This is a genomic window from Frigidibacter albus (genome assembly GCF_009908165.1).
In the GTDB taxonomy this organism is placed as follows: Bacteria; Pseudomonadota; Alphaproteobacteria; order Rhodobacterales; family Rhodobacteraceae; genus Frigidibacter; species Frigidibacter albus.
In genome coordinates, this window is sequence record NZ_JAAAUC010000005.1 from 266,703 (window position 1) to 288,846 (window position 22,144).

Sequence of the window (22,144 nt, forward strand, 5' to 3'; positions counted from 1 at the left end):
GTCCCCTTATTTCACGGCGCCGAAGGTCAGCCCGCGCACCAGCTGCTTCTGGCTGAACCAGCCCAGGATCAGGATCGGTGCGATGGCCAGCGTCGAGGCGGCAGAGAGTTTGGCGTAGAACAGCCCTTCGGGGCTGGAATACCCGGCAATGAACGTGGTCAGCGGCGCCGCCTTGGAGGTGGCAAGCTGCAGCGACCAGAACGCCTCGTTCCACGCCAAGATGATGTTCAGCAGCATGGTCGAGGCGATGCCCGGCACCGCCATCGGCGTCAGCACATAGAGGATCTCGGACCGCAGGCCGGCGCCGTCCATCCGCGCCGCCTCAAGGATCTCGGACGGGATTTCCTTGAAGTAGGTGTAAAGCATCCACACCACGATCGGCAGGTTCATCAGCGTCAGCACGATCACCAGACCGGTGCGGGTATCCAGCAGCCCGAAATCCCGGAAGATCAGGTAGATCGGCACCAGCACCCCCACCGCCGGCATCATCTTGGTGGACAGCATCCACATCAGCACGTCCTTGGTGCGCCGGCCCGGCACGAAGGCCATCGACCACGCCGCCGGAATGCCGATGATGAGCGCACATACCGTCGATCCGACAGAGATCACCACCGAGTTCCAGAAGTGGCGGAAGTAGTCCGACCGTTCCTGCACCGCGAAATAGTTCTCCAGCGTCCAGTCGAAGACCAGGAACTTCGGCGGGCTGGCAATCGCATCGCCCTCGGATTTGAAGCTGGTCAGGATCGTCCACAGGATCGGGAAGAAGATGGCGATCCCGATGGTCCAGGCGATCACCGTGACAATGGCCTTGCGGCGGGTGGAGGTTGCTCGGGCCATTGCTCAGGTCTCCAGGTTCTTGCCGATCATCCGCATCAGGAAGATCGCAACGATATTGGCCAGGATGACCGCGACGATGCCGCCCGCAGCCCCGCTGCCCACGTCGAACTGCAGCAAGGACTGCACGTAGACGAGGTAGGTGAGCGTGGTGGAGGCCGTGCCGGGCCCGCCATTGGTGGTCACCAGAATTTCGGCAAAGGTGGACAGCAGGAAGATGGTCTGGATCAGGATCACCACCGTCGCCGCGCGCGCCAGATGCGGCAGCATGATGTGGCGGAACCGGCTCAGCGGCGGGGCGCCGTCCATCTCGGCCGCCTCCAGCTGCTCGCTGTCGAGGCTTTGCAGCGCGGTCAGCAGGATCAGCGTGGCGAAGGGCAGCCATTGCCATGCCACGATCAGCGTGATGGAAAACAGCGGCGCGACCGACAGGAAATCGAAGGGCTGCAGCCCCAGTGCCTTCGCCAAATGTGCAAACAGCCCGTTGACCGGGTTCATGAACATGTTCTTCCAGACCAGCGCCGACACGGTGGGCATCACGAAGAACGGCGCGATCACCAGCACCCGCACGATGCCCTGCCCCCAGAACGGCTGGTCGAGCAGCAGCGCCAGCAGCACCCCGCCGACGGTGGTGATCAGCAGCACGCCCCCCACCAGCAGCAGCGTATTGGTCAGCGCGGTGAAGAAGGCCGGGTCGGTCAGGAAGTAGCGATAGTTGTCAAAGCCCGCGAAGGACTCCATGCCCGGCATCAGAAGGTTGTAGCGCAGGAATGAGAAATACAGCGTCATTCCCAGCGGCACGATCATCCACAGCAGCAGCAAGATCACTGCGGGCGAGATCATCAGCCGGCCGGCAAGGCGCGAAGCCTGAGTAGCCATCGGAATGTCCTTTGGAAAAGCAAAGGGCAGAGGCGGATTGCGCCGCCTCTGCCCCGTGGCGCATTACTTGATGTAGCCGGCCCGCGTCATCTCGCGCGTGGTCAGGGCCTGCGCCGCGGCCAGCGCGTCATCCGCCGAGGAAGTGCCGGCAAGCGCCGCCGAGAACTGCTGGCCCACCGCGGTGCCGATGCCCTGGAATTCAGGGATCGCCACGAACTGCACGCCCACATAGGGGACCTCGTCCACGGTCGGCTTGGTCGGATCGGCGGCGTTGATGCTCTCCAGCGTCATCGCTGCGAAGGGCACCTTCTGGTATTCGGGGTTCTCATACAGCGAGGTGCGGGTGCCCGGGGGCACGTTCGCCCAGCCTTCCTCGGCCGCGACAACTTCCAGATAGTCCTTCGAGGTCGCCCAGGCGATGAAGGTCTTGGCCGCATCGACCTTCTGAGAGCCGGCGGGGATCGCCAGGTTCCACGCCCACAGCCAGTTGCCGCGCTTGCCAAGGCCGTTATCGGGCGCAAGCGCGAAGCCCACCTTGTCGGCCACGGTCGATTCCGCCGGGTTGGTCACGAAGGACGCGGCCACGGTGGCATCGATCCACATGCCGCACTTGCCCTGCTGGAACAGCGCGAGGTTCTCGTTGAAGCCGTTGTTCGGGCCGCCGGGCGGGCCGTACTCGGTCATCAGCATCAGATAGTCGGTCAGCGTGGCTTTCCATTCCGGGCTGTCGAACTGCGGCTGCCAGTCCATGTCGAACCACTTGGCGCCATAGCTGTTGGCCATCGCCGACAGGAAGGCCATGTTCTCGCCCCAGCCGGCCTTGCCGCGCAGGCAGATGCCATAGATCTCGGCATCCTTGTCGGTCATCGCCGCCGCGGCTTCCTTGATGAACTCCCAGGTCGGGGCCTCGGGCATGTCCAGCCCGGCGGCTTCCATCAGGTCTGTGCGGTACATCACCATCGACGATTCGCCATAGAACGGTGCCGCGATCAGCTCACCCTCGACGGTCAGGCCGTTCCGGATGGCGGGCAGCAGGTCATCGACGTCGTATTCGGCGGGCAGGTCGTTCAGGCTGACCAGCCAGCCCTGCTTGCCCCAGATCGGCGCCTCGTAGGTGCCGATGGTCATCACGTCGAACTGGCCGCCCTGGGTGGCGATGTCGGTGGTGACGCGCTGGCGCAGGACGTTCTCCTCCAGCGTCACCCATTCCACCTCGATATCCGGGTGCTTTTCGTTGAAGTCGGCCATCAGGGCCTGCATGCGGATCATGTCGCCGTTGTTCACGGTGGCGACGGTGATCGTTTCGGCTGTGGCGGCAGTGGCAAGCGCGCCAACGGCACACGCGCCCAGCAGGGCGCGAAGCGTCAATGTCATTGGTAGTCCTCCCTTGGCAGGTTTTATGGGCAATGCGTTGCGTGAGCATTTGCCCGGCTGCTGAGTAAATATTCATTCACAGTCACGCCAAAGTCAACGCAGATTCTGCGGGCGCCCATGATGGCAGCAGTGTCAGTCCAGAAGTGCCTGTGCCGTGGCCTCATCGGTGACGAGCCCGTTGATGATCCGCCCCGCCAGCGCCGCGCGGATCGCCTGCACCTTGGTCGGGCCGGCGGCGATGCCGATGATCGGCTCTTCCCGCGCCGGGGCAATCCGCACCCCACCCATCCGGGCAGAGATACCGCTGTCGATATAGCGGCCCGAGGCGTCGAAGATGTTCCCCGCCACCTCGCCCACTGCGCCCTGCGCCTGAACCTCGGCCAGTTCGGCGGCGGTGATGAACCCGTCCTTGTGCAAGGGCGCATCGTTGCCCATCTGGCCAACGCCGACGAAGGTCGCATCCGCCTGCCGCGCCAACGCCACCACCGCCTGCACCGGGCGCAGCTGGTGAAAGGCCGCCCGCTCCTCGGCAGAGTCGGAAATCACCGGCACCGCCATCGGGTAATGCGGTGCCTGCAGCTTGTCGGCGATCCGCATCAGCACGTCGAAGAAGCTGGCAGACCCGTCCGGCGCGATATTCCCGATCAGCGAGACGATCCGGTGCCGGTCGCACAGCTGCGGCTGCAACTCATCCGCCATCCCGCGCAGCGCCCGGCCGGTGCCGACCGCAATCACCAGCGGCTCTGGCCGGGTCAGCATCCGCTCGAAGAGGTCGGCCGCAACCCCCGCAATCGCCCGCGCCGGATCGCCCGAGGCGCCCAGCGACGGCGCCACCCGGCATTCCAGCAGCCGGAACCGCCGCGCCAGTTCCGCCTCCAGCCGCAGGCACGATCCCATCCGATGATCGAGCCGCACCCGGATCAGCCCCTCGGCCAGCGCCCGGCTGACCAGCCGCTGCACCCGCTGCCGCGACACGCCAAGCTCTGCCGCGATCTGGTCCTGCGTCAGCCCGCCGACATAGGACAGCCAGCCCGCGCGCGCGGCCTCATCCAGCGTGGTGATCTCGGTCTCTGCCCGGCTCATGTCTCGCCCCCCAGTCGCGGATCAATCTGGAAGAAATCCGCAAAGGACGCAAACCGCCGTTCGGGGCGCGCATCCTCGGGCTCGTCTTCCAGATCAGGCCCCATATGGCTGCCGCCGGTAAAGCGCCAGACCCGCATCCCGGCGGCATGGGCGGCGCGGATGCCGTTCAGGCTGTCCTCGATCACCAGACAGCGCGCAGGATCGGCCCCCATCCGCGTCGCCGCCAGCAGGAACAGGTCCGGCGCCGGCTTGCCGTTGGCGACCATGCCTGCGGTGAACAGCCGCTCCCCCACCAGCCCTGCCAGCCCGGCAATCGCCAGCGACCGCTCGGCCCGCGCCTGGCTGGAGGAGGTCGCCACGCACCACGGCCGCGCCATCCCCGCCAGCACCGCGGCGGCCCCCGGCATCACCGCCAGCCGTGCCTCGAACGCGGCCAGCAGCCGCTGGCGATACTGGTCCTCGAAGGCCGCCGAAAGCTCCACCCCGAACTCGGCCCGGATCACCTTCATCACCGTGGGATAGCTGCGGCCCAGAAAATGCCGCGCCACATAGGGCAGATCTATCGCCACCCCCAGCCCCGCCAGCTCGGCCACCAGCATCTGCGCGCTGATGATCTCGCTGTCGATCAGCACGCCGTCGCAATCGAAGATCACCAGATCAATCCCGCCGGTCATGCTGTTCCCCCGTCCGCCCAAGGCCCTTATGGACCGGCCGCCGCGCGGGCGGAACCCTGCCGATGCGGAACCGATGGCGGGCGTCTGTCTTAAATAGTTCATTGCACTGTCACACGAGCAAAGGGCAAACAGGCACAAAACCGCCCGAGACTGGAACGTTCGGGTTACCGGGTTTGGTAAGGAGAAGGCAAATGCGGATTGCGGTTCTTGGCGGCGACGGCTTCGTGGGTTGGCCCACATCCTTGCACCTGTCGAATCTCGGGCACGAGGTTCACATCGTTGACAACCTGTCGCGCCGCTGGATCGACACAGAGCTTGGCGTCCAGTCGCTGACCCCGATGGACAGCATCCAGGAACGCTGCCGGATCTGGCAACAGGAAACCGGCGAGAAGCTGCATTTCCACTTCCTCGACCTGCGCGAATACGACCGGATCAAATCCTGGCTGGAAGAGGTCCGCCCCGAGGCGATCATCCACTTCGCCGAACAGCGCGCCGCGCCCTATTCGATGAAGACCGACCGCCACAAGGTCTACACCGTCAACAACAACGTCTCGGCCACGCATAACCTGCTGGCGGCAATGGTGGAAACCGGTGTCGATGCGCATCTGGTCCATCTCGGCACCATGGGCGTCTATGGCTATTCCAGCGTCGGCGCGCCGATCCCGGAAGGCTATCTGGACGTCGAGATCGACACCCCGAACGGCAAGAAGGGGCTGGAGATCCTGTATCCCACCCGTCCCGGCTCGGTCTATCACATGACGAAAAGCCTCGATCAGATCCTGTTCCAGTTCTACGCCCAGAATGACGGGCTGCGGATCACCGACCTGCATCAGGGCATCGTCTGGGGCACGCATACCGACCAGACCCGCCGCCATGACCAGCTGATCAACCGCTTCGACTATGACGGCGACTATGGCACCGTGCTGAACCGCTTCCTCATTCAGGCCGCCATCGGCTATCCGCTGACGGTGCATGGCACCGGCGGGCAGACCCGCGCCTTCATCCACATCCAGGACTCCGTGCGCTGCGTCGAGCTGGCGCTGTCGGATTCGCCGAAATCCGGTGAGCGGGTGCGGATCTTCAACCAGATGACCGAAACCCACCGCGTCCGCGATCTGGCCGAGATGATCGCCAGGATGTCCGGCGCCAAGGTCGCCTACCTGCCGAACCCGCGTAAGGAAGCCGATGAGAACGAGCTGATCGTGAAGAACGACCAGTTCCTGGCGCTTGGCCTGAACCCGATCACGCTGGCCGAGGGGCTGCTGTCCGAGGTGGTGGATGTGGCCAAGAAATACGCCCACCGCATCGACCGTTCGCGCGTTCCGGCCGTGTCCGCCTGGACCAAGGACATCGCCAAGCGGGTGGAGCATGACCCCGAGGGAAAGCGGCTGCGGTCGGTTTCGTGAATGACTGAGGGACTGTTGCCCGATGGCCCGGCGCAGAGCCGCCGGGCCTGGGTCACGCTGGTGACCAATGCCGACTACGCGCTTGGGGCGCGGGCGCTGTTGCGCTCGCTGGCGCTGACCGGCACGTCGGCCGACCTCGTGGTGCTGCACACCGATGTGGCGGCGGCTGACCTCGCCCTGCTGAAGGCGCTTGGCGCGCGGCTGGTGCAGGTGGACCTGCTGCCCACCAGCCCCGAGTTCAACGCCGCCCATGCCCGCGACGTGCTCCACGCCCGCGCTGCCTTTACCAAGGGCACCAAGCCGCCCTTCCACACGCCGCTCGACAACTTCGCCAAGCTGCGGCTGTGGCAGCTGGACTACGAGGCGGTGGTCTTCGTCGATGCCGACGCGCTGGTGCTGCGCAATTCGGATGTGCTGTTCGACTACCCCGAATTCTGCGCCGCGCCCAATGTCTATGAAAGCGTGGCCGATTTTCACCGCATGAACTCCGGCGTCTTCACCGCCCGCCCGTCTGCGGCGACGTATCAGGCGATGATGGCGCGGCTCGATGTGCCGGGCGCGTTCTGGCGGCGGACGGACCAGACCTTTCTGGAAAGCTATTTCCCGGATTGGCACGGCCTGCCGGTGTTTTGCAACATGCTGCAATATGTGTGGTTTGCGATGCCGCAGCTCTGGGACTGGAAGGCGATCCGCATCCTGCATTTCCAGTATGAAAAGCCCTGGCAAGACCATGACAAGGCTGAACAATTGCGCCCCCTGATCGACCTCTGGCGCGCCTATGCCGGCGACGGCCCCGTGCCCGACATCGCCAGCCTTCCGGGGCCCCTGTGAAAATCGCTCTGACCGGCGGCACCGGATTGGTCGGCCGGTTCCTGGCCGATGCCGCGCGGGCGGCGGGGCATGAGGTGACGCTGCTGTCGCGCAACCCTGCACCGGGGGGGCTGCGCTATGACCTTGCGGGTGAGGTGCCCGACCTCGCGGGCTATGACGCGCTGATCCATGCCGCGTTCCAGCATGCACCCGGCCGCTATCGCGGCGGCGAAGGCACTGATCCGGCAGGGTTTCTTGCCGCCAACCGCGACGGCTCGCTGCGCCTGTTCGCCGCCGCGCGCAAGGCCGGCGTGGGGCGCGCGCTGTTCCTGTCGACCCGCGCGGTCTATGGCAGGCATCCTGCGGGGACGGTCCTGATCGAAGACACCCCGTTGCGGCCAGACACGCTCTACGGCCAGATGAAAGCCGATGTGGAACAAGGCCTTGCCGCCCTTTCCTCACCTGATTTCTCAACTGCCAGCCTCCGCGCCACCGGAGTCTACGGCCCCGGCGCCGATCACAAGTGGATCACCCTGTTCAACGACTTCCGCGCCGGCCGCCCGATCGCCCCGCGCGTGGCGACCGAAGTGCATGGCGATGACCTTGCCGCGGCCGCGCTGCTGCTGCTGAACGCCCCAGCACAAGCCCTCGCCCCCCATGCCTTCAACGTCTCCGACCTCACGCTCGACCTGCACGATCTGCTGGCCGAAGTCGCGCAGCTGACCGGCTGCGCCGCGCCGCTGCCGCCGCGCGCCGATGCGGCACAGGTCAGTGCCATGGACTGCACGCGGCTGCGCGCGCTTGGCTGGCGGCCGGGCGGTTGGCCGCTGCTGCGGGCCAGTCTGCCCGCCATGCTGGACTGACCGCCACAACGTCCGCCACGCTTGCCAAGCGAGCCGAATCCGGCGCAGCATGTGCATACGAACAAAGCGCATGGGGGACCAAGGGTGAGCGAAGCCGCAACCGCCGCTGTTGCCGTCGAGGGCCGGAACCTGGTCAAGGCCTTCGGCCAAGGCAACGCCGCCGTCCGCGCGCTCGATGATGTGTCGGTCACCATTGCCAAGGGCGAGTTCTTCACCCTGCTTGGCCCCTCGGGCTGCGGCAAGACCACGCTGCTGCGGCTGATCGCGGGGTTCGAAAGCCCAACCAGCGGCGCGATCCTGCTGGACGGGCGCGACATCACCGCCCTGCCGCCGAATCGCCGCCCGGTGAACACGGTGTTCCAAAGCTATGCGCTGTTCCCGCATCTGACCGTTGCCCAGAACGTCGCCTTTGGCCTGCAGATGTTGGGCAAACCCAAAGCGGAGGTTGCCGCGACCGTGGACCGGATGCTGGCGCTGGTGAAGCTGGAGGCCTTTGCCGCGCGCCGCACCAGCCAGCTGTCGGGCGGGCAGCAGCAGCGGGTGGCGCTGGCCCGGGCGCTGGCCCCCGCGCCGCAGGTGCTGTTGCTGGATGAGCCCCTCAGCGCACTGGACCTGAAGCTGCGCAAGGAAATGCAGACAGAGCTGAAGCGGTTGCAGACAGAGACCGGGATCACTTTCGTCTTCGTCACCCATGACCAGGAAGAGGCGCTGACGATGTCGGACCGCGTGGCGGTGATGTCGGCGGGGCAGATCCTGCAGACCGGCAGCCCGCGGCAGATCTACACCCGCCCGGCGAACCGCTTCGTCGCCAGCTTCATCGGCGAGACGAATTTCCTGACCGCCCGGATTTCAGGCGGCGCAGCGCATCTGGCGGGCGGCGTGATCGCCCTGCCTGCGGGCACCGCCGACACCGCGAGCGCCACACTGGCCATCCGCCCCGAACACCTGCGCCTTGCCCCGCCCGGCACCCCCGGAGCCCTTCCGGCGACCGTGGCGCATTCGGTCTATTTCGGCACCGACAGCCACCTGCATTTGCGGCTAGCGGACGGTGCCGAGCTGGTGGCCCGGCAACAGACCTCCGCCGATGGTGCCGCGGGGCCGGAGCCCGGCACAGAGGTGGGCGTGCTGATCGCCGAGGGCGCGGTGCAGGTGCTGCAGGAATGACCAAGACCGCCGAACAGCAGCAAAGGGCCGCCACCACCCGCCGCAACTGGGCGCTGTCGGCCCCCGCGCTGCTGGTTCTGGCGCTGTTTGCCTCTGGCCCGCTGCTGATCGTGCTGGTCTATTCCTTCCTGCGCCCCGGCTCATACTCTGGTGTAGAATGGGAGTTCAGCACCGAGGCCTGGCAGGGCATCTTCCTGACGCGCGACATCTTCGACGGCACGCTTGGCTGGGCCGATGCCCACCTGAGCATCTTCTGGCGGTCGGTGAAACTGTCGCTGACCACCACCATCCTGACCTTCGCCTTCGGCTTTCCCACCGCCTGGTTCATCGCCACCCGTCCGGCGCGGGCGCGGGCCTTCTGGCTGTTCCTGATCACCATTCCGTTCTGGACCAACCTGCTGATCCGCACCTTCGCCATCAACGAGGTGATCCGGAATGAGGGGCTGATGAACACCGTGCTGATCAAGCTGGGGGTCATCGCAGAGCCGATCCGGGTGATCTACACCGATACCGCCGTGCTGATCGGGATGACCTATGTCTACCTGCCGCTGATGGTGCTGCCGCTCTTTGCCGCCATCGACCGTTTCGACATGAAGCTGCTGGAGGCGGGCTATGACCTTTACGCCAGCCGCTGGCAGGTGCTGCGCCGGGTGGTGCTGCCGATCGTCAAGCCGGGCATCGTGGCGGGGTCGATCCTGGTGTTCGTGCCCTCGCTCGGGGCCTATGTCACGCCGCGGGTTCTGGGCGGCGGCAAGAACATGATGATCGGCAATTTCATCGAGCTGCAATTCGGGCAGGGCCGCAACTGGCCGCTGGGATCGGCGCTGGCGATGCTGCTGCTGCTGATCGTGATGGTGGCGCTGCTGGTCTATGTGCGCGCCGCGACCAAGGGGGCGCCGCAGGGCGGGCATTGATGGCAAAAAGATCCGCGCGCCCGTTTTCCGTGACCGACCTGCCGGGCTTTGCCACCATCGCCATAATGGCGTTTGTTGCGCTCTATGTGCCGATCCTGACGCTGGTCGCCTACAGTTTCAACGGGGCGACGTCGGTGGCGGTCTGGGGCGGCTTCTCGCTGCAATGGTATGTCGCGGCCTGGGACAACACGGTCGTGCAGGCCGCCGCGATGCGCTCGCTCGGCATTGCCGCCTGCGCCTCGGTGCTGGCGACGACGGTGGCGACGATGGCCGCGCTTGGCACCACCCGCACCGCCCCCTTCCGCGGGCAGACGGCGATCTATGTGGCGATCAACCAGCCGCTGATGGTGCCGGAAATCGTGACCGCCGTGGCGCTGCTGATCTTCTTTGCCGCGATCAAGGTGGCGACGGGCTATACCGGCCTTGCCTATCTGGTGATGGCGCATACCGCCTTCTGCATCCCCTTCGCCTATCTGCCGATCCGGGCGCGGCTGGAGGGGATGGACCTCAGCCTCGAGACCGCGGCCGCCGATCTCTATGCCAGCCGCTGGCGCACCTTCCGCTATGTGACGCTGCCGCTGCTGGCGCCGGGGATCGCGGCGGGGGCGATGCTGGCCTTCGTGATCTCGCTCGACGATGTGGTCATCACCGAATTCGTGAAATCGGCGGGGCAGGACACGCTGCCGACCTACATGCTGGGCCAGATGCGCCGCGCGATCACGCCCGAGACCAACGCGATCTCGACCGCGCTGCTGGCGCTGACGGTGCTGCTGCTGACCGCATTCTTCCTTTTGACACGAAAGCGGGACTGAACCCGCGCAAGCCCCAACCGGAGAGGACCACCATGAAAAAGCTGCTGATCACGACATTGCTTGTCGCCGCCGGCCCCGCGCTGGCGGAAGGCGAGCTGAACCTGTTCAACTGGGGCAACTATACCAGCCCTGAGCTGCTGGAGAAATTCGAGGAAGAACACGGCGTGACGGTCACCGTCACCGACTATGACAGCAACGACACCGCGCTGGCCAAGATCGAGGCTGGCGGCCACGGCTTCGACCTGGTGGTGCCCTCGGCCAACTATGTGCCGATCTTCGTGGAAAAGGGCCTGCTGGCAGAGCTCGATCACTCGCGGCTGGCCAATATCGGCAATATCGCCCCCGAATGGGTGGATGTGCCCTGGGACATGGGCCGCGCCCATACGATCCCCTGGCAATGGGGCTCGACCGGGGTCGCGGTGAACACCTCGGTCTATTCGGGCGACATCAACACCTCGATGATCTTCCTCGATCCGCCACCCGAGCTGGTGGGCAAGGTCAATGTCGTCCCCGAGATGAACGACATCGTCAACCTGGCGATCTTTGCGGCCGGCGGCGAGGCCTGCACCGAGGATACCGAGGTGCTGAAGAAGGCCCGCGACATGCTGATGGCGGCCAAGCCGAGCTGGCTGTCGATGGACTATGGCGCGACCGAGAAGCTGACGAACAACGACTGGGCGGCCTCGGTCAACTGGAACGGCTCGTCGATGCGGGCGCGGCTGGCGAACCCGGATGTGGCCTATGGCTACCCGAAGGAAGGCTATCCGCTGTTCATGGACTCGGTCGGCATCGTGACGGATGCGCAGAACGTGGACAACGCCTACCTGTTCCTCGACTTCATCATGGTGCCCGAGAATGCCGCGATGATCTCCAGCTTCGCGCGCTATGCGAACGGCATCGCCGGGTCGGAAGAGTTCATGCCCGAAGACATGAAGACCGCGCCCGAGGTGGTGATCCCCGAGGAGCATATGGCGGCGGGCCGGTTCCTGCCGACCTGCGGGCCCAAGGCGCGCGAATACCTGACCGCGATCTGGACCGAGCTGCAGAAGTAGGCGAGACAGGGCGGGGCTTTCAGGCTCCGCCCCTTGACCCGGACCGCGCCATGACCCTGACCGACCTTTCCGCCACCGACCTCTCCGCCAAGCTGGCCGCGCGCGAAGTGTCGGCGGTGGAGGTGATGGCGGCAACACTGGACCGGATCGAGGGCATCGACCCCGGCTTCAACGCAATCGTCGCCATGCCGCCGCGCGCATTGCTGATGGCCGAGGCGGCGGCGGCGGACACCGCGCCGCGCAAGGGCTGGCTGCATGGCATTCCCTTTGCGGTGAAGGATCTGGTGGCAACCGCGGGTCTGACGACGACCTGGGGCTCACCGCTCTACGCGGGCCATGTCCCCGCGACCGATGACCTGCTGGCCGCCCGGTTGCGCGCCGCGGGCGCGATCTTCATCGGCAAGACCAACACCCCCGAATGGGGCCTTGGCAGCCACAGTTTCAACGAGGTCTACGGCACCACCCGCAACCCTTATGACCCCAGCCGCACCGCGGGCGGGTCATCTGGCGGGGCGGCGGCGGCGCTGGCGGCGCGGCTGGTGTCGGTCGCCGACGGGTCCGACATGATGGGGAGCCTGCGCAACCCCGCCGCCTTCTGCAACGTCTACGGTTTCCGCCCCAGCTATGGCCTCGTGCCCGGCAGCCCCGAGGGCGAGCAGTTCATGGCGACGCTGGCGACCGAGGGGCCGATGGCGCGCAGCGTCGAGGATCTGGCGCGGCTTCTGGAGGTGATCGCCGGCCCCGACCCTGCCGTGCCCTTCTGCCGCGCAGCGGAGCCGTTCGCGGAACGGCTGGATGCCGACGTGAAGGGCCTGCGCATCGGCTGGCTGGGCGATTGGGGCGGCGCCTATGCGATGGAGCCGGGGATTCTGGAGCTGTGCGAGGCGGCGCTGGCGCAGTTCGAGGCGATGGGCTGCACCGTGGTGCCGCTGGCCCCGCCCTACCCGGCCGAGAAGCTGTGGCATTCGTGGATGACGCTGCGCGCCTTCCTGAACGCCGGCAAGCGCCGCGCGCTGTACGAGGACCGCGAGAAACGCGCGCTGCTGAAGCCCGAGGCGGTGTGGGAGATCGAGCAGGGGCTGGACCTGAGTGCCGAGGCCGTCCATGCCGCCAGCCTGCTGCGGTCGCGCTGGTATGTGCAGGCGGCACGGATGTTTGCCAGCGTGGATATCATCGCCCTGCCCTCGGCGCAGGTCTGGCCCTTCCCCGCCGAATGGCGGCACCCGACGGAAATCGCGGGCCGAGCGATGGACACCTATCACCGCTGGATGGAGGTGGTGGTGCCGGTCAGCCTTGCCGGCCTGCCCTGCCTGTCGGTGCCGGTGGGCTTTGGCGCCGAGGGGCTGCCGATGGGGATGCAGCTGGCCGGGCCGGTGGGCGCCGACCTGCGGGTGCTGCAACTGGGGCAGGCCTGGCACCGGGCGACGGACTGGCCGGGGGCAAGGCCGCCGGTGATTTAGGGGCGTCCAAGTCCCGGCACTTGCCGGAGAGGCGCCCCGGCGCGATCAGGCGGCTTGCCAGTGGCAAGCCGACCGCGACGGTTGCCCGAAGGCGCGGGGCCGCAGGGCAAGGGGGGTGCCGCCTACCCGGACGGTGCCAAATTCTGCTGGGCCTGCCCCGGTGGGCACGGATGTGCCCGCCACGGGGGGGCGGGCACAGCAGGATTTCGTCATATCGCCGAAATCCTGCAAGGCAAAGGGCGCGCCAGATGAGAACGCGGCGAGCCGGCGTTTCAGCCGCTCAGTTCGTTGCCCGCACCTTCTGCATCAGCGGCATCAGATCGGCCATTTCCGGCCCATGCGCCTGCCCGGTCAGGGCCTTGCGCAGCGGCATGAACAGGCCCTTGCCCTTGCGGCCCGTCGCCTCTTTCACCGCACTCGTCCACGAAGACCAGGTGCCCGCATCGAAGGGCAGCGGCGGCAGCAGCGCCAGCGCCTGCGCGATGAACTCCGCATCCTCGGGCTCCACCACCGGCTCGGCGCCGTTCAGCACCAGATCGGCCCAGGGCGCCAGATCCTCCAGCACGGTGATGTTATGCGAGGCGACGGCCCAGAACTGCGGCGCCAGCCCTTCCGGGATGCCAAGCGCTGCGATCCGGTCCGCGACCGCCTCGAAGGGCAGCGCCTGATTGCGGGCGCGGGTCAGCGGGAACAGGTCCTCGGCATCGAACTTGGTGGGTGCCGAGCCGAAGCTGCCAAGGTCGAAGCCCTCTGCCAGCTCATCCATCGTCATCCGCAGTTCCACCGGCTGGCTCGACCCCAGCCGCGCCATCAGGCTCAGCAGCGCCTCGGGGGCCACGCCGCGGGCGCGCAGGTCGCGCAAGCTCAGCGTGCCAAGCCGCTTGGACAGTTCCTCGCCGCCCGCGCCGGTCAGCAGGCTGTGATGCGCAAACGACGGCGGGGTGCCGCCAAGCGCTTCGATGATCTGGATCTGCGTGGCGGTATTGGTCACATGGTCGCCGCCGCGCACGATATGGGTCACGCCCATGTCGATGTCATCGACCGAGGAGGCGAAGGTATACAGCACCTGCCCGTCGGCGCGGATCAGCACCGGGTCGGAGACCGAGCCCGCATCAATGGAAATGTCCCCAAGGATGCCGTCGGTCCACTCGATCCGGGTCTGGTTCAGCTCGAACCGCCAATAGCCATCGCGGCCCTCGGCGCGCAGGCGGGCCTTGTCGTCTTCGGTCAGCTTCAGGGCGGCGCGGTCATAGACCGGCGGCTTGCCCATGTTCAGCTGTTTCTTGCGCTTCAGGTCCAGTTCCGTCGGGCTCTCGAAACACTCGTAGAACCGCCCCGCGGCGCGCAGCTGGTCGGCAGCCTCGGCATAGCGGTCCAGCCGGTCCGACTGCCGTTCCACCCGGTCCCAGTGCAGGCCCAGCCAGGTCAGATCTTCCTTGATCCCGTCCGCATATTCCTGCTTGGACCGCTCGCGGTCGGTATCGTCCAGGCGCAGGATGAACTGCCCGCCGGATTTGCGCGCGATCAGATAGTTGAACAGCGCCGTGCGCAGGTTGCCGACATGGATGAAGCCGGTGGGCGAGGGGGCGAAGCGGGTGGTGACGGGTGTAGCGGGCATTTTGGGGAACTCCTGTTGGCCCGCTCTTTCATATCGCCCCGGTTTTGTCCATATCGGGGGCGGGCATGGCGCCCTGCGGAGGCGGGATATGGACGAGTGGAAAGCGCGCAGCGCGCCGGGGATCGAGGTGATCGAGGCACTGGCACAGGCGGCCGTCGCGGCGCTGCCGCCGCAATTCGCCGCGGCGGCCGGCGCGGTGGCGATCCGGGTCGAGGATTTCCCGCCCGACGAGTTCATGGAAGAGCTGGACCTCAATGACCCGTTCGAGCTGTCGGGGCTTTATGAAGGCATCCCGATGACCGAGAAATCGGTGATGGACCAGCCGATGCGCCCTGATACCGTCTGGCTGTTCCGCCGGCCGATCCTGGATGAGTGGTGCGAGCGGGGCAATGTCAGCCTCGGCGATCTGGTCGCGCATGTCACGGTGCATGAATTTGCCCATCATTTCGGCTGGTCGGATGAGGAGATCGCCGCCATCGACAAGTGGTGGGAGTAGGCGCACATAGACCTGTGCGCTGGCCTTGCGGGGCCCGCGCCCTATCCTTCGGGGAGACTGTTGAACCCCAAGGGAGACCAGCCGATGATCCACCCCCTCCAGCCCACCCGCCGCCAGCTCTTTGCCGGTGCCGCGCTTCTGGCCGCGCCGGCGCTGCTGACCCTGCCGCGCCGGGCGATGGCCGCCGCCCCGCTGCAAGAGGCCACCGGCCCCGTGCCCTTCCACCGCTTCATGCTGGGCAGCTATGAGGTCACGACGCTGCTGGCCGGCACCCGCCCGCTGGAGAACCCGCAGGAAACCTTCGGCCTGAACGCCAGCCCCGAGGAGTTTGCCGCCGCCGCCGAGGCCGCCTTCGTGCCGGTGGACGTCTCGCAGAACTTCTTCACCCCGACGCTGGTCAATACCGGCGAGCAGCTGGTGCTGCTCGATACCGGCCTGTCGCCCGAGGGGATCAGCGCCGCGATGAACGCCGCCGGCTATGCACCCGAGCAGGTGGATGTCGTGGTGCTGACCCATATGCACGGCGACCATATCGGCGGGCTCTCCAACGCCGATGGCCCGGTCTTCGCCAATGCGAGCTACGTCACCGGGCAGGTGGAGTTCGACCACTGGGCCGCCGCGGGCAATGAGGGCTTTGACGGCAAGGTCCGCACGCTGGCCGACCAGATGACCTTCATTGGCGATGGCGACACCGCCGCGCCGGGCGTGACCGCGATCCTTGCCGCAGGCCATTCGCCGGGCCACATGGCCTACCGGGTGGAGAGCGATGGCAAGTCGCTGATCCTGATCGCCGATGCCGCCAACCATTTCGCCTTCTCGATCCCGCATCCGGATTGGGAGGTGCGGTTTGACATGGACAAGGCGGCGGCAGCCGAGACGCGGCGCAGCCTGCTGGGGATGATCGCGGCCGACCGGCTGCCCTTCATCGGCTACCACATGCCCTTCCCGTCGCTTGGCTATCTGGAGACGGCGGGGGACGGCTTCCGCTTCGTCCCCGCAAGCTATCAGCAGATGCTGCCCAGCTTCGGCTGAGACGCAAATCGGCGGCCCCGCGCGAACGGGGCCGCCACACTCGTTACGCGCCCGACAGGGGCGCCGGGGCCCTGTGCAGCCGAAAGCGGCGCCCCTGTACCCCAGTTTCGCCGATCCACCTTGCCAAAGCGTTGGGACCATTGCCCTTGCGGCCAAATCTCCGCATTCTTGGCCGCGCTGCCCCTGCCCTTCCCCATCTGGACATCGCCTTGCCCCGTTCCGCGCCCCCTCCCGCGCCGCAGATCCTGACCGTCACGCTGAACCCCTCGCTGGATCTTGCCACGTCGGCGGCCGAAGTGCGGCCGGGGCCGAAGCTGCGCTGCGAGGCACCGAGCCTCGACCCCGGCGGCGGCGGCATCAACGTTGCCCGCGCGATCCGGATTCTGGGCGGCAGCGCCACCGCCTTCGTCGTGGTGGCCGGCCCCACCGGCCAGCAGCTGCTGACCCTGCTACAGGCCGAACGGGTGCCGGTCGCGGCCTTTGACGGGCCGGGAGAGACGCGGCAATCGCTCGCCGTGACCGACCGCAGCACCGGCGGGCAATACCGGCTGATGCTGCCCGGCCCGGTCTGGACGGCGGCCCGCGCTGCCGCCGTGCTGACGGCGATCACCGCCGCCGCGCAGCCCGGCGGGTTTGTCATCCTCAGCGGCAGCCAGCCGCCCGGCCTGCCCGACGACTTCCCCGCGCGCCTGTCGCGGCGGCTGACCCGGCGCAGGGCGCGGCTGATCCTCGACACCTCGGGCGCGGCCCTGCGCCGGGCGGCCAGTCTGCACGAGGCGCCGCTGTTCGCGCTGCGCATGGATACCGAAGAGGCCGAGGATCTGGCCGGCCACCCGCTGCCCACCCGCGCCGCCAGCGCCGATTTCGCGCAAACGCTCGTGCGCAGCGGGGTCGCCGGCATGGTCATCGTGGCACGCGGCGGCGATGGCAGCACGCTGGCGACCGCAGGGCTGCGCCTGCATGCCTCGGGCGTGGCGGTGCCGGTGGTCAGCAGCGTCGGCGCCGGTGACAGCTTTCTGGGCGCCTTCACCCTCGCGCTGGCGCGCGGCGAGGATGCGGGGGCCGCGCTGTGCAAGGGCTCTGCCGCCGCAGCCTCGGCGGTGATGACCGACGCCACAAGGCTTTGCACCAAGGCCGAGGCGGCGCGGCTGCTGAAGCGGGTGGCGCTGAGCGAGGTCTGACCTCAGAACTCGATGGTCGCCACCACGGCGCGGTGATCGGCGGGCCAGGGGTCCAACGCGATGTCGCTGCGCGGGCCGGTCTCGCCGACGATGGCGGCCGCCGTCACCTCGGCGCCCTTCACGAAGACGAAGTCGATGCGGTCATGGTGATCCTCGGGGTCGGCCTCATCGCCCATCGGCGTCCAGGTGAAGGCCGGTTTCGCCACCGGATCGGGATGCGCGGCGCGATAGGCATCGGTGAACCCCGCCTCGGTCAGGCGCAGGGTCGTGGGCCACATCACCGCCAACGGCTGCTGCCCGGCAGCAACGGCGGCAGGGGTCCAGTCCAGATGCGAGGGCTCGTTGAAATCGCCGGTCACGAGCATCACGGCATCGCCCGCGGCGGCCATATCCGCCTCCAGCAGGTCCATCGCCGCGCCGCGGGTCAGCCGCGCCCAGTGCTCGGCCTCGGCCGCGGTCTGCACGAAGGGCGCCGGGCCGTATTCGATGCCAAGCACCTGATAGGGCTGATAGGGTTCGTCATCATGATGGATGTTGAACAGCCAGACCGGGGTGCCGTTCACGTCCAGCTCCACCCCGAGATCATTGGCGCTGACCGCCCCGATCGGATGGCGGCTGATGACGGCATTGGCCCAGAGCGCGGCGTTCTCGGCGGTCTGGTCATGCACATGCCAGCCAAGCGCGGCGGCAATGGCGGGCGCGACAGACTCGCCGCCGGGCGGGCAGGCCTCGGCGGTGCAGGTCTCGCCCTCCAGCCGGGTTTCCTGCAGTCCCACCACATCGGCGCCCGCGGCGCGGATGGCGGCGACGGTCTGCGAGATGTCCTTGCCCTCGTTGCCGCCGCCGCCCCAGATGTTGAAGCTCATCACGGTCAGGGTTTCGGCGCCCGCGGGGGCGGCACAGAGCAGGATCAGAAGGGCGGATAGGCGGCGCATCGGCGGTCTCCTGTGGGGTTGATGACCCAGCCTAGCGACCGCCGATGCAGGATTCGTGACGCCGGCTGCGGCGCTTTATCCCACCAGCTTCTTTGTAAACTCCACCAGCCGCGTCGCCTGATGCGCGACCGCGGCCTTGCCCACCTCGTCAAACTCCCCCGCCTTGGCCGAATAGCCATAGGGGTTGCCGCCCGCATCATAGACCGCCTGCGCGGTATAGCCCGGCGGCACCAGGATCGCGCCCCAATGCATGAAGGTGGTGTAGAGGCTGATCAGCGTGGTCTCCTGCCCGCCGTGGGTGTTGCCGGCGCTGGTCGTCGCCGTCACCGGCTTGTCGGCCAGCTTGCCCTTGGACCAGAGCCCGCCAAGCGTGTCGATGAAGGCGCGCATCTGGCTGGCGACGACGCCATAGCGGGTCGGGGCCGAGAAGAAGTAGCCCTCGGCCCATTCCATGTCGTCGGGGCTCACCTCGGGAATATCCGCCATCTTCTCCAGCTGCGCCTTCCAGGGCGCCTGCCCCTCGACCACCGACATGGGCGCGGTTTCCTTGACCCGGCGCAGGCGCACCTCGGCCCCGGCAGCTTCGGCCGCCTCGGCGGCGGCAAGCGCGATGGCATGGTTGGTGCCATAGGTGGTGTAGAAGATCACGGCGATCTTGGGCTGGGTCATGGGGGCTCCTGCGGGTTGCTCTGCGGGGATGTTGCCTGCGGCAACGCTCCGCGGCAAGCAAGGTTCCAAGCTGCGCTCAGCCGATGCGCTTGCCGCGCGAGGCGATGAGGGCACTGACGGACGCGACATAGGCCGCCTCGGACAGATCCCCCGCCACCGTGTCCAGCGCCCCGGCCGACAGCCGCGCCAGCAGCGCGCGGTCGGCGGCCAGCCTGTCGATGGCGGCCGCGATCTGCCCGGGCTGGCGGACGTTCACGACCAGCCCGTTCTCGCCCTCGCGGATCATGCCGGCGCTTCCCGCCCCGACCGAAATCACCGGAACCGCGCCATAGGCCATGCCCTCCAGCGGCGCGCTTCCCAGCGGCTCGCCGGTCGAGGGCAGCACGCAGGCATCATGGCTGGCGTAAAGCGCCGGCATCGCCGCGAAGGGCAGATTCTCCAGCACCTGCAGCCAGTCCATCTGAGCCTGAAGGCCCCGCACCCGTTCCAGCACCGCGGCCTCGGCATTCGATGCGTCGAGGGTCGTGCTCCCGACCACGGTCAGCGTGATCCGGCCCGCCTGCCCCGCCGGCATCAGCTCCTCGATCAGTTGCAGTATCCGCTTGCGGGGTTGCGCCAGCTTGCCCACGGCCAGCACCCGCAGCTGCGCGGCCGGCAGGCGCGGCGGCTGCGGCGCGAGGGTGCCCACCGGCAGCGGCAGGAACAGGCCCCAGGGATCGGCCCGCAGCGCGGGGCCCGCCCGCCGCACCGGCGTGACGCGCCGCAGCGCACGGCCCTGGACGGCCCGTTCCAGCAGATCCTGCGGGCGCGAGCGGCGCGAGATGGGCCGCTGGTCATAGCCGATCATCGCCAGCCCCTTCAGGCGCGCCAGCAGCGCCGCCCGCCGCGACAGCGCGCCCGCCTCGCGGACGAAGATCAGGTCCGGTGCCGCAGCCTCCAGCGCGCGGGACAGATCGCGCCAGCCCGGCGCTGCGCCGAAACACCGCGGCGTGACGAAGCTGTGCGGGGTATGCCTGCCCTCCCACAGGGAAAACACCTGCACGCGGATCCCTGCCTGCACCAGCGCCCGCGTGGCAAAGAACAGGTTGGTGTGAAAGGACGGGACGACGAAGACGACGCCTGGGCCCGGGCGACCCGGGGCCGTCATCCCCCGTCCCGCCAGCGGTTGACGATCGGATAGCGCCGGTCGAGCCAGAAGGCCCGCGTCGTCAGCCTTGTGCCGGGGGCGGACTGGAACCGCTTCCATTCCGCGCCATAGAGCAGCCCCTCGACCTGCTTCACCGTGGCGCGGTCAAAGCCCATCGCCACGATCTCGGGCACCGACTTTTCATCCTCGACCAGCGCCTCCAGGATCGCGTCCAGCACCGGATAGGGGGGCAGGCTGTCCTCGTCCTTCTGGTCCTCGCGCAGCTCGGCGCTTGGCGGCTTGTCGATGATCGCGGGCGGGATCACCTCGCCCGCTGGCGCCAGCATCCACGGCCGGTGGTTCAGGTTGCGCCAGCGGCAGGTCTCGAACACCCGGGTCTTGTAGAGGTCCTTGATCGGGTTGTAGCCGCCCGCCATGTCGCCATAGATCGTGGCATAGCCCACCGCCATTTCCGACTTGTTGCCGGTGGTCAGCAGCATCTCGCCGCCCTTGTTGGACAGCGCCATCAGCAGCAGGCCGCGCAGCCGCGACTGGATGTTCTCCTCGGCGATCCCCGGCTCCGTCCCCGCAAAGAACGGCGCCAGCGCCGCGCCCACCGCCTCTTGCGGGCCGGTGATCGGCAGGGTGTCGAGCCTGATCCCCAGCCGCGCCGCCACATCGGCCGCATCGTCCAGCGAGCCTTGCGAGGTGAAGCGCGAGGGCAGCATCACGCCCCGCACATTCGCGGGCCCGATGGCATCGGCGGCAATCGCCGCCACCAGCGCCGAATCGATCCCGCCCGACAGGCCCAGCAACACCCGGCCGATGCCCGACTTGCCCAGATAGTCGCGCAAGGCCAGCACCATCGCGTGATAATCCTGCTCCCAGTCATCGGGCTGCGGCGCCCGCGGGCCGGGCAGCGCGCGCCAGCCGTCGGCCCCCCGCTCGAACACCACCTCGGCCTGCGCCTCCTCGAAAGGCGGCAGCATCACCGCCACCTCGCCGCCGGGGTTCAGCACGAAGCTGGCGCCGTCGAAGACCTGATCGTCCTGCCCGCCGACCATGTTGAGGTAGACCAGCGGCAGCCCCGTCTCGATGACCCGCGCGACCATGTGGTTCATGCGCAGGTCCAGCTTGTGCCGGCGGTAGGGCGAGCCGTTCGGGATCAGCAGCATCTCGGCACCGGTTTCCGCCAGCGTCTCGGTCACATCGTCATACCAGCCATCCTCGCAGACCGGCGAGCCGATCCGCAGCGGCCCGATCCGGTAGGGGCCCGAGACGGGGCCGGCGGTGAACAGCCGCTCCTCGTCGAAGACGTCATCATTGGGCAGGTGATGCTTCAGCGCCCGCGCCACCACCGTCCCGCCCGACAGGATCCAGTAGGCGTTGTAAAGCGAGCTGCCCTCGCGATAGGGCGCGCCGATGGCGAGCGCGGGGCCGTCCGCGCAGTCGATAGCCAAGGCTTCCACGGCGCGCATGGCATGGGCGGTGAAGGCCGGCTTCAGGATCAGGTCCTGCGTCTGATAGCCGGTCACGAACATTTCCGGCAGCGCGACCATGTCCACCCCCGCAGCGCGCCCCGCCTTCCAGGCAGCCCTCGCCTTGGCCACATTGGCGTCGATCGCGCCCACGGTGGCGTTCAACTGGGCAAGGGACAGGCGGAATCTCTCGGCCATGCGCGGACACTTTCTGTAGGCTGGCCCCCGAAGGCCATCGTTCTGCATCTGCGAATGTCTTAGCAGAACGGCGCGCACAGGAAAGC

21 protein-coding genes are annotated in these 22,144 nt (G+C 67.7%); 11 read left to right on the plus strand and 10 right to left on the minus strand.

All coding sequences use genetic code 11. The features are described from left to right. Positions 1–6: 6 nt before the first annotated feature. From GVY41_RS10100 to GVY41_RS10120, 5 genes are all read right to left on the minus strand, one after another. Positions 7–837, minus strand: a complete 831-nt coding sequence (locus GVY41_RS10100) for a carbohydrate ABC transporter permease (RefSeq protein ID WP_161345979.1) — start codon at positions 835–837, stop codon at positions 7–9. A 3-nt stretch (positions 838–840) separates the two neighbouring features. Further along, complete coding sequence (locus GVY41_RS10105) at positions 841–1,713, minus strand: carbohydrate ABC transporter permease (protein ID WP_161345981.1); 873 nt, start codon at positions 1,711–1,713, stop codon at positions 841–843. Positions 1,714–1,776: 63 nt separating this feature from the next. Beyond that, complete coding sequence (locus GVY41_RS10110; protein ID WP_161345983.1) at positions 1,777–3,087, minus strand: ABC transporter substrate-binding protein; 1,311 nt, start codon at positions 3,085–3,087, stop codon at positions 1,777–1,779. Between the two features lie 132 nt (positions 3,088–3,219). After that, positions 3,220–4,170 carry a sugar-binding transcriptional regulator gene (locus GVY41_RS10115; protein WP_161345985.1) on the minus strand — a complete coding sequence of 317 codons (951 nt, stop codon included), beginning with the start codon at positions 4,168–4,170 and terminating at the stop codon, positions 3,220–3,222. After that, complete coding sequence (locus tag GVY41_RS10120) at positions 4,167–4,844, minus strand: HAD family hydrolase (protein WP_161345987.1); 678 nt, start codon at positions 4,842–4,844, stop codon at positions 4,167–4,169. Before GVY41_RS10120 ends, GVY41_RS10115 begins: the two co-directional genes overlap by 4 nt. 191 nt (positions 4,845–5,035) lie before the next feature. Between GVY41_RS10120 and GVY41_RS10125 the strand changes: the two genes are divergently transcribed. From GVY41_RS10125 to GVY41_RS10160, 8 genes are all read left to right on the plus strand, one after another. After that, positions 5,036–6,250, plus strand: coding sequence for an NAD-dependent epimerase/dehydratase family protein (locus GVY41_RS10125; protein WP_161345989.1), 1,215 nt, complete (start codon positions 5,036–5,038; stop codon positions 6,248–6,250). Further along, positions 6,251–7,081 carry a glycosyltransferase gene (locus GVY41_RS10130; RefSeq protein WP_161345991.1) on the plus strand — a complete coding sequence of 277 codons (831 nt, stop codon included), beginning with the start codon at positions 6,251–6,253 and terminating at the stop codon, positions 7,079–7,081. Further along, the gene (locus tag GVY41_RS10135) at positions 7,078–7,923 is read left to right on the plus strand and encodes an NAD-dependent epimerase/dehydratase family protein (protein WP_161345993.1); all 846 of its coding nucleotides are present in this window, start codon (positions 7,078–7,080) and stop codon (positions 7,921–7,923) included. Before GVY41_RS10130 ends, GVY41_RS10135 begins: the two co-directional genes overlap by 4 nt. 84 nt (positions 7,924–8,007) lie before the next feature. Beyond that, complete coding sequence (locus tag GVY41_RS10140; RefSeq protein WP_161345995.1) at positions 8,008–9,087, plus strand: ABC transporter ATP-binding protein; 1,080 nt, start codon at positions 8,008–8,010, stop codon at positions 9,085–9,087. Continuing rightward, positions 9,084–10,001 (plus strand): ABC transporter permease, encoded by a 918-nt coding sequence (locus GVY41_RS10145; RefSeq protein WP_161345997.1) that lies wholly within the window; start codon positions 9,084–9,086, stop codon positions 9,999–10,001. The genes GVY41_RS10140 and GVY41_RS10145 overlap by 4 nt, the downstream gene beginning before the upstream one ends. After that, complete coding sequence (locus GVY41_RS10150; protein ID WP_161345999.1) at positions 10,001–10,813, plus strand: ABC transporter permease; 813 nt, start codon at positions 10,001–10,003, stop codon at positions 10,811–10,813. The genes GVY41_RS10145 and GVY41_RS10150 overlap by 1 nt, the downstream gene beginning before the upstream one ends. 32 nt (positions 10,814–10,845) lie before the next feature. Continuing rightward, the gene (locus tag GVY41_RS10155) at positions 10,846–11,865 is read left to right on the plus strand and encodes an extracellular solute-binding protein (RefSeq protein ID WP_161346001.1); all 1,020 of its coding nucleotides are present in this window, start codon (positions 10,846–10,848) and stop codon (positions 11,863–11,865) included. 50 nt (positions 11,866–11,915) lie between these two features. Continuing rightward, complete coding sequence (locus GVY41_RS10160; protein ID WP_161346003.1) at positions 11,916–13,325, plus strand: amidase; 1,410 nt, start codon at positions 11,916–11,918, stop codon at positions 13,323–13,325. A 280-nt stretch (positions 13,326–13,605) separates the two neighbouring features. On the opposite strand, the gene gltX is transcribed toward GVY41_RS10160, so the two are convergent. Next, the gene (gltX, locus tag GVY41_RS10165) at positions 13,606–14,943 is read right to left on the minus strand and encodes a glutamate--tRNA ligase (protein WP_161346005.1); all 1,338 of its coding nucleotides are present in this window, start codon (positions 14,941–14,943) and stop codon (positions 13,606–13,608) included. 88 nt (positions 14,944–15,031) lie between these two features. Between gltX and GVY41_RS10170 the strand changes: the two genes are divergently transcribed. The 3 genes from GVY41_RS10170 to GVY41_RS10180 all read left to right on the plus strand — a co-directional run bounded on the left by GVY41_RS10170 (position 15,032) and on the right by GVY41_RS10180 (position 17,652). Continuing rightward, positions 15,032–15,439, plus strand: a complete 408-nt coding sequence (locus tag GVY41_RS10170) for a metallopeptidase family protein (RefSeq protein ID WP_161346007.1) — start codon at positions 15,032–15,034, stop codon at positions 15,437–15,439. Between the two features lie 84 nt (positions 15,440–15,523). Then, entirely contained in the window at positions 15,524–16,471 is a 948-nt protein-coding gene (locus tag GVY41_RS10175; RefSeq protein WP_161346009.1) for an MBL fold metallo-hydrolase, read from the plus strand. Between the two features lie 209 nt (positions 16,472–16,680). Then, positions 16,681–17,652 (plus strand): 1-phosphofructokinase family hexose kinase, encoded by a 972-nt coding sequence (locus tag GVY41_RS10180; protein WP_170301164.1) that lies wholly within the window; start codon positions 16,681–16,683, stop codon positions 17,650–17,652. 2 nt (positions 17,653–17,654) lie between these two features. Here the strand turns inward: GVY41_RS10180 and GVY41_RS10185 are convergent, their stop codons facing one another. From GVY41_RS10185 to GVY41_RS10200, 4 genes are all read right to left on the minus strand, one after another. Continuing rightward, positions 17,655–18,587: an endonuclease/exonuclease/phosphatase family protein gene (locus tag GVY41_RS10185; protein ID WP_161346011.1), complete on the minus strand. Its 933-nt coding sequence runs from the start codon at positions 18,585–18,587 to the stop codon at positions 17,655–17,657. Between the two features lie 75 nt (positions 18,588–18,662). Next, a complete protein-coding gene (wrbA, locus tag GVY41_RS10190; protein ID WP_161346013.1) occupies positions 18,663–19,256 on the minus strand; it encodes an NAD(P)H:quinone oxidoreductase type IV in 594 nt (197 codons plus the stop codon). Positions 19,257–19,332: 76 nt separating this feature from the next. Then, the gene (locus GVY41_RS10195; protein ID WP_161346015.1) at positions 19,333–20,403 is read right to left on the minus strand and encodes a glycosyltransferase family 4 protein; all 1,071 of its coding nucleotides are present in this window, start codon (positions 20,401–20,403) and stop codon (positions 19,333–19,335) included. Next, complete coding sequence (locus GVY41_RS10200) at positions 20,400–22,058, minus strand: NAD+ synthase (protein ID WP_161346017.1); 1,659 nt, start codon at positions 22,056–22,058, stop codon at positions 20,400–20,402. Before GVY41_RS10200 ends, GVY41_RS10195 begins: the two co-directional genes overlap by 4 nt. Positions 22,059–22,144 lie beyond the last annotated feature (86 nt).

Excerpts from the sequence above, each read along its gene's own strand:
- GVY41_RS10160 (WP_161346003.1), top strand. The coding sequence starts at position 11,916 with ATGACCCTGACCGACCTTTCCGCCACCGACCTCTCCGCCAAGCTGGCC.
- wrbA (WP_161346013.1), bottom strand. The coding sequence starts at position 19,256 with ATGACCCAGCCCAAGATCGCCGTGATCTTCTACACCACCTATGGCACC.
- GVY41_RS10195 (WP_161346015.1), bottom strand. The coding sequence starts at position 20,403 with ATGACGGCCCCGGGTCGCCCGGGCCCAGGCGTCGTCTTCGTCGTCCCG.
- GVY41_RS10120 (WP_161345987.1), bottom strand. The coding sequence starts at position 4,844 with ATGACCGGCGGGATTGATCTGGTGATCTTCGATTGCGACGGCGTGCTG.
- GVY41_RS10200 (WP_161346017.1), bottom strand. The coding sequence starts at position 22,058 with ATGGCCGAGAGATTCCGCCTGTCCCTTGCCCAGTTGAACGCCACCGTG.
- gltX (WP_161346005.1), bottom strand. The coding sequence starts at position 14,943 with ATGCCCGCTACACCCGTCACCACCCGCTTCGCCCCCTCGCCCACCGGC.
- GVY41_RS10185 (WP_161346011.1), bottom strand. The coding sequence starts at position 18,587 with ATGCGCCGCCTATCCGCCCTTCTGATCCTGCTCTGTGCCGCCCCCGCG.
- GVY41_RS10150 (WP_161345999.1), top strand. The coding sequence starts at position 10,001 with ATGGCAAAAAGATCCGCGCGCCCGTTTTCCGTGACCGACCTGCCGGGC.
- GVY41_RS10105 (WP_161345981.1), bottom strand. The coding sequence starts at position 1,713 with ATGGCTACTCAGGCTTCGCGCCTTGCCGGCCGGCTGATGATCTCGCCC.
- GVY41_RS10100 (WP_161345979.1), bottom strand. The coding sequence starts at position 837 with ATGGCCCGAGCAACCTCCACCCGCCGCAAGGCCATTGTCACGGTGATC.
- GVY41_RS10170 (WP_161346007.1), top strand. The coding sequence starts at position 15,032 with ATGGACGAGTGGAAAGCGCGCAGCGCGCCGGGGATCGAGGTGATCGAG.
- GVY41_RS10145 (WP_161345997.1), top strand. The coding sequence starts at position 9,084 with ATGACCAAGACCGCCGAACAGCAGCAAAGGGCCGCCACCACCCGCCGC.
- GVY41_RS10110 (WP_161345983.1), bottom strand. The coding sequence starts at position 3,087 with ATGACATTGACGCTTCGCGCCCTGCTGGGCGCGTGTGCCGTTGGCGCG.
- GVY41_RS10155 (WP_161346001.1), top strand. The coding sequence starts at position 10,846 with ATGAAAAAGCTGCTGATCACGACATTGCTTGTCGCCGCCGGCCCCGCG.
- GVY41_RS10125 (WP_161345989.1), top strand. The coding sequence starts at position 5,036 with ATGCGGATTGCGGTTCTTGGCGGCGACGGCTTCGTGGGTTGGCCCACA.
- GVY41_RS10175 (WP_161346009.1), top strand. The coding sequence starts at position 15,524 with ATGATCCACCCCCTCCAGCCCACCCGCCGCCAGCTCTTTGCCGGTGCC.
- GVY41_RS10115 (WP_161345985.1), bottom strand. The coding sequence starts at position 4,170 with ATGAGCCGGGCAGAGACCGAGATCACCACGCTGGATGAGGCCGCGCGC.
- GVY41_RS10130 (WP_161345991.1), top strand. The coding sequence starts at position 6,251 with ATGACTGAGGGACTGTTGCCCGATGGCCCGGCGCAGAGCCGCCGGGCC.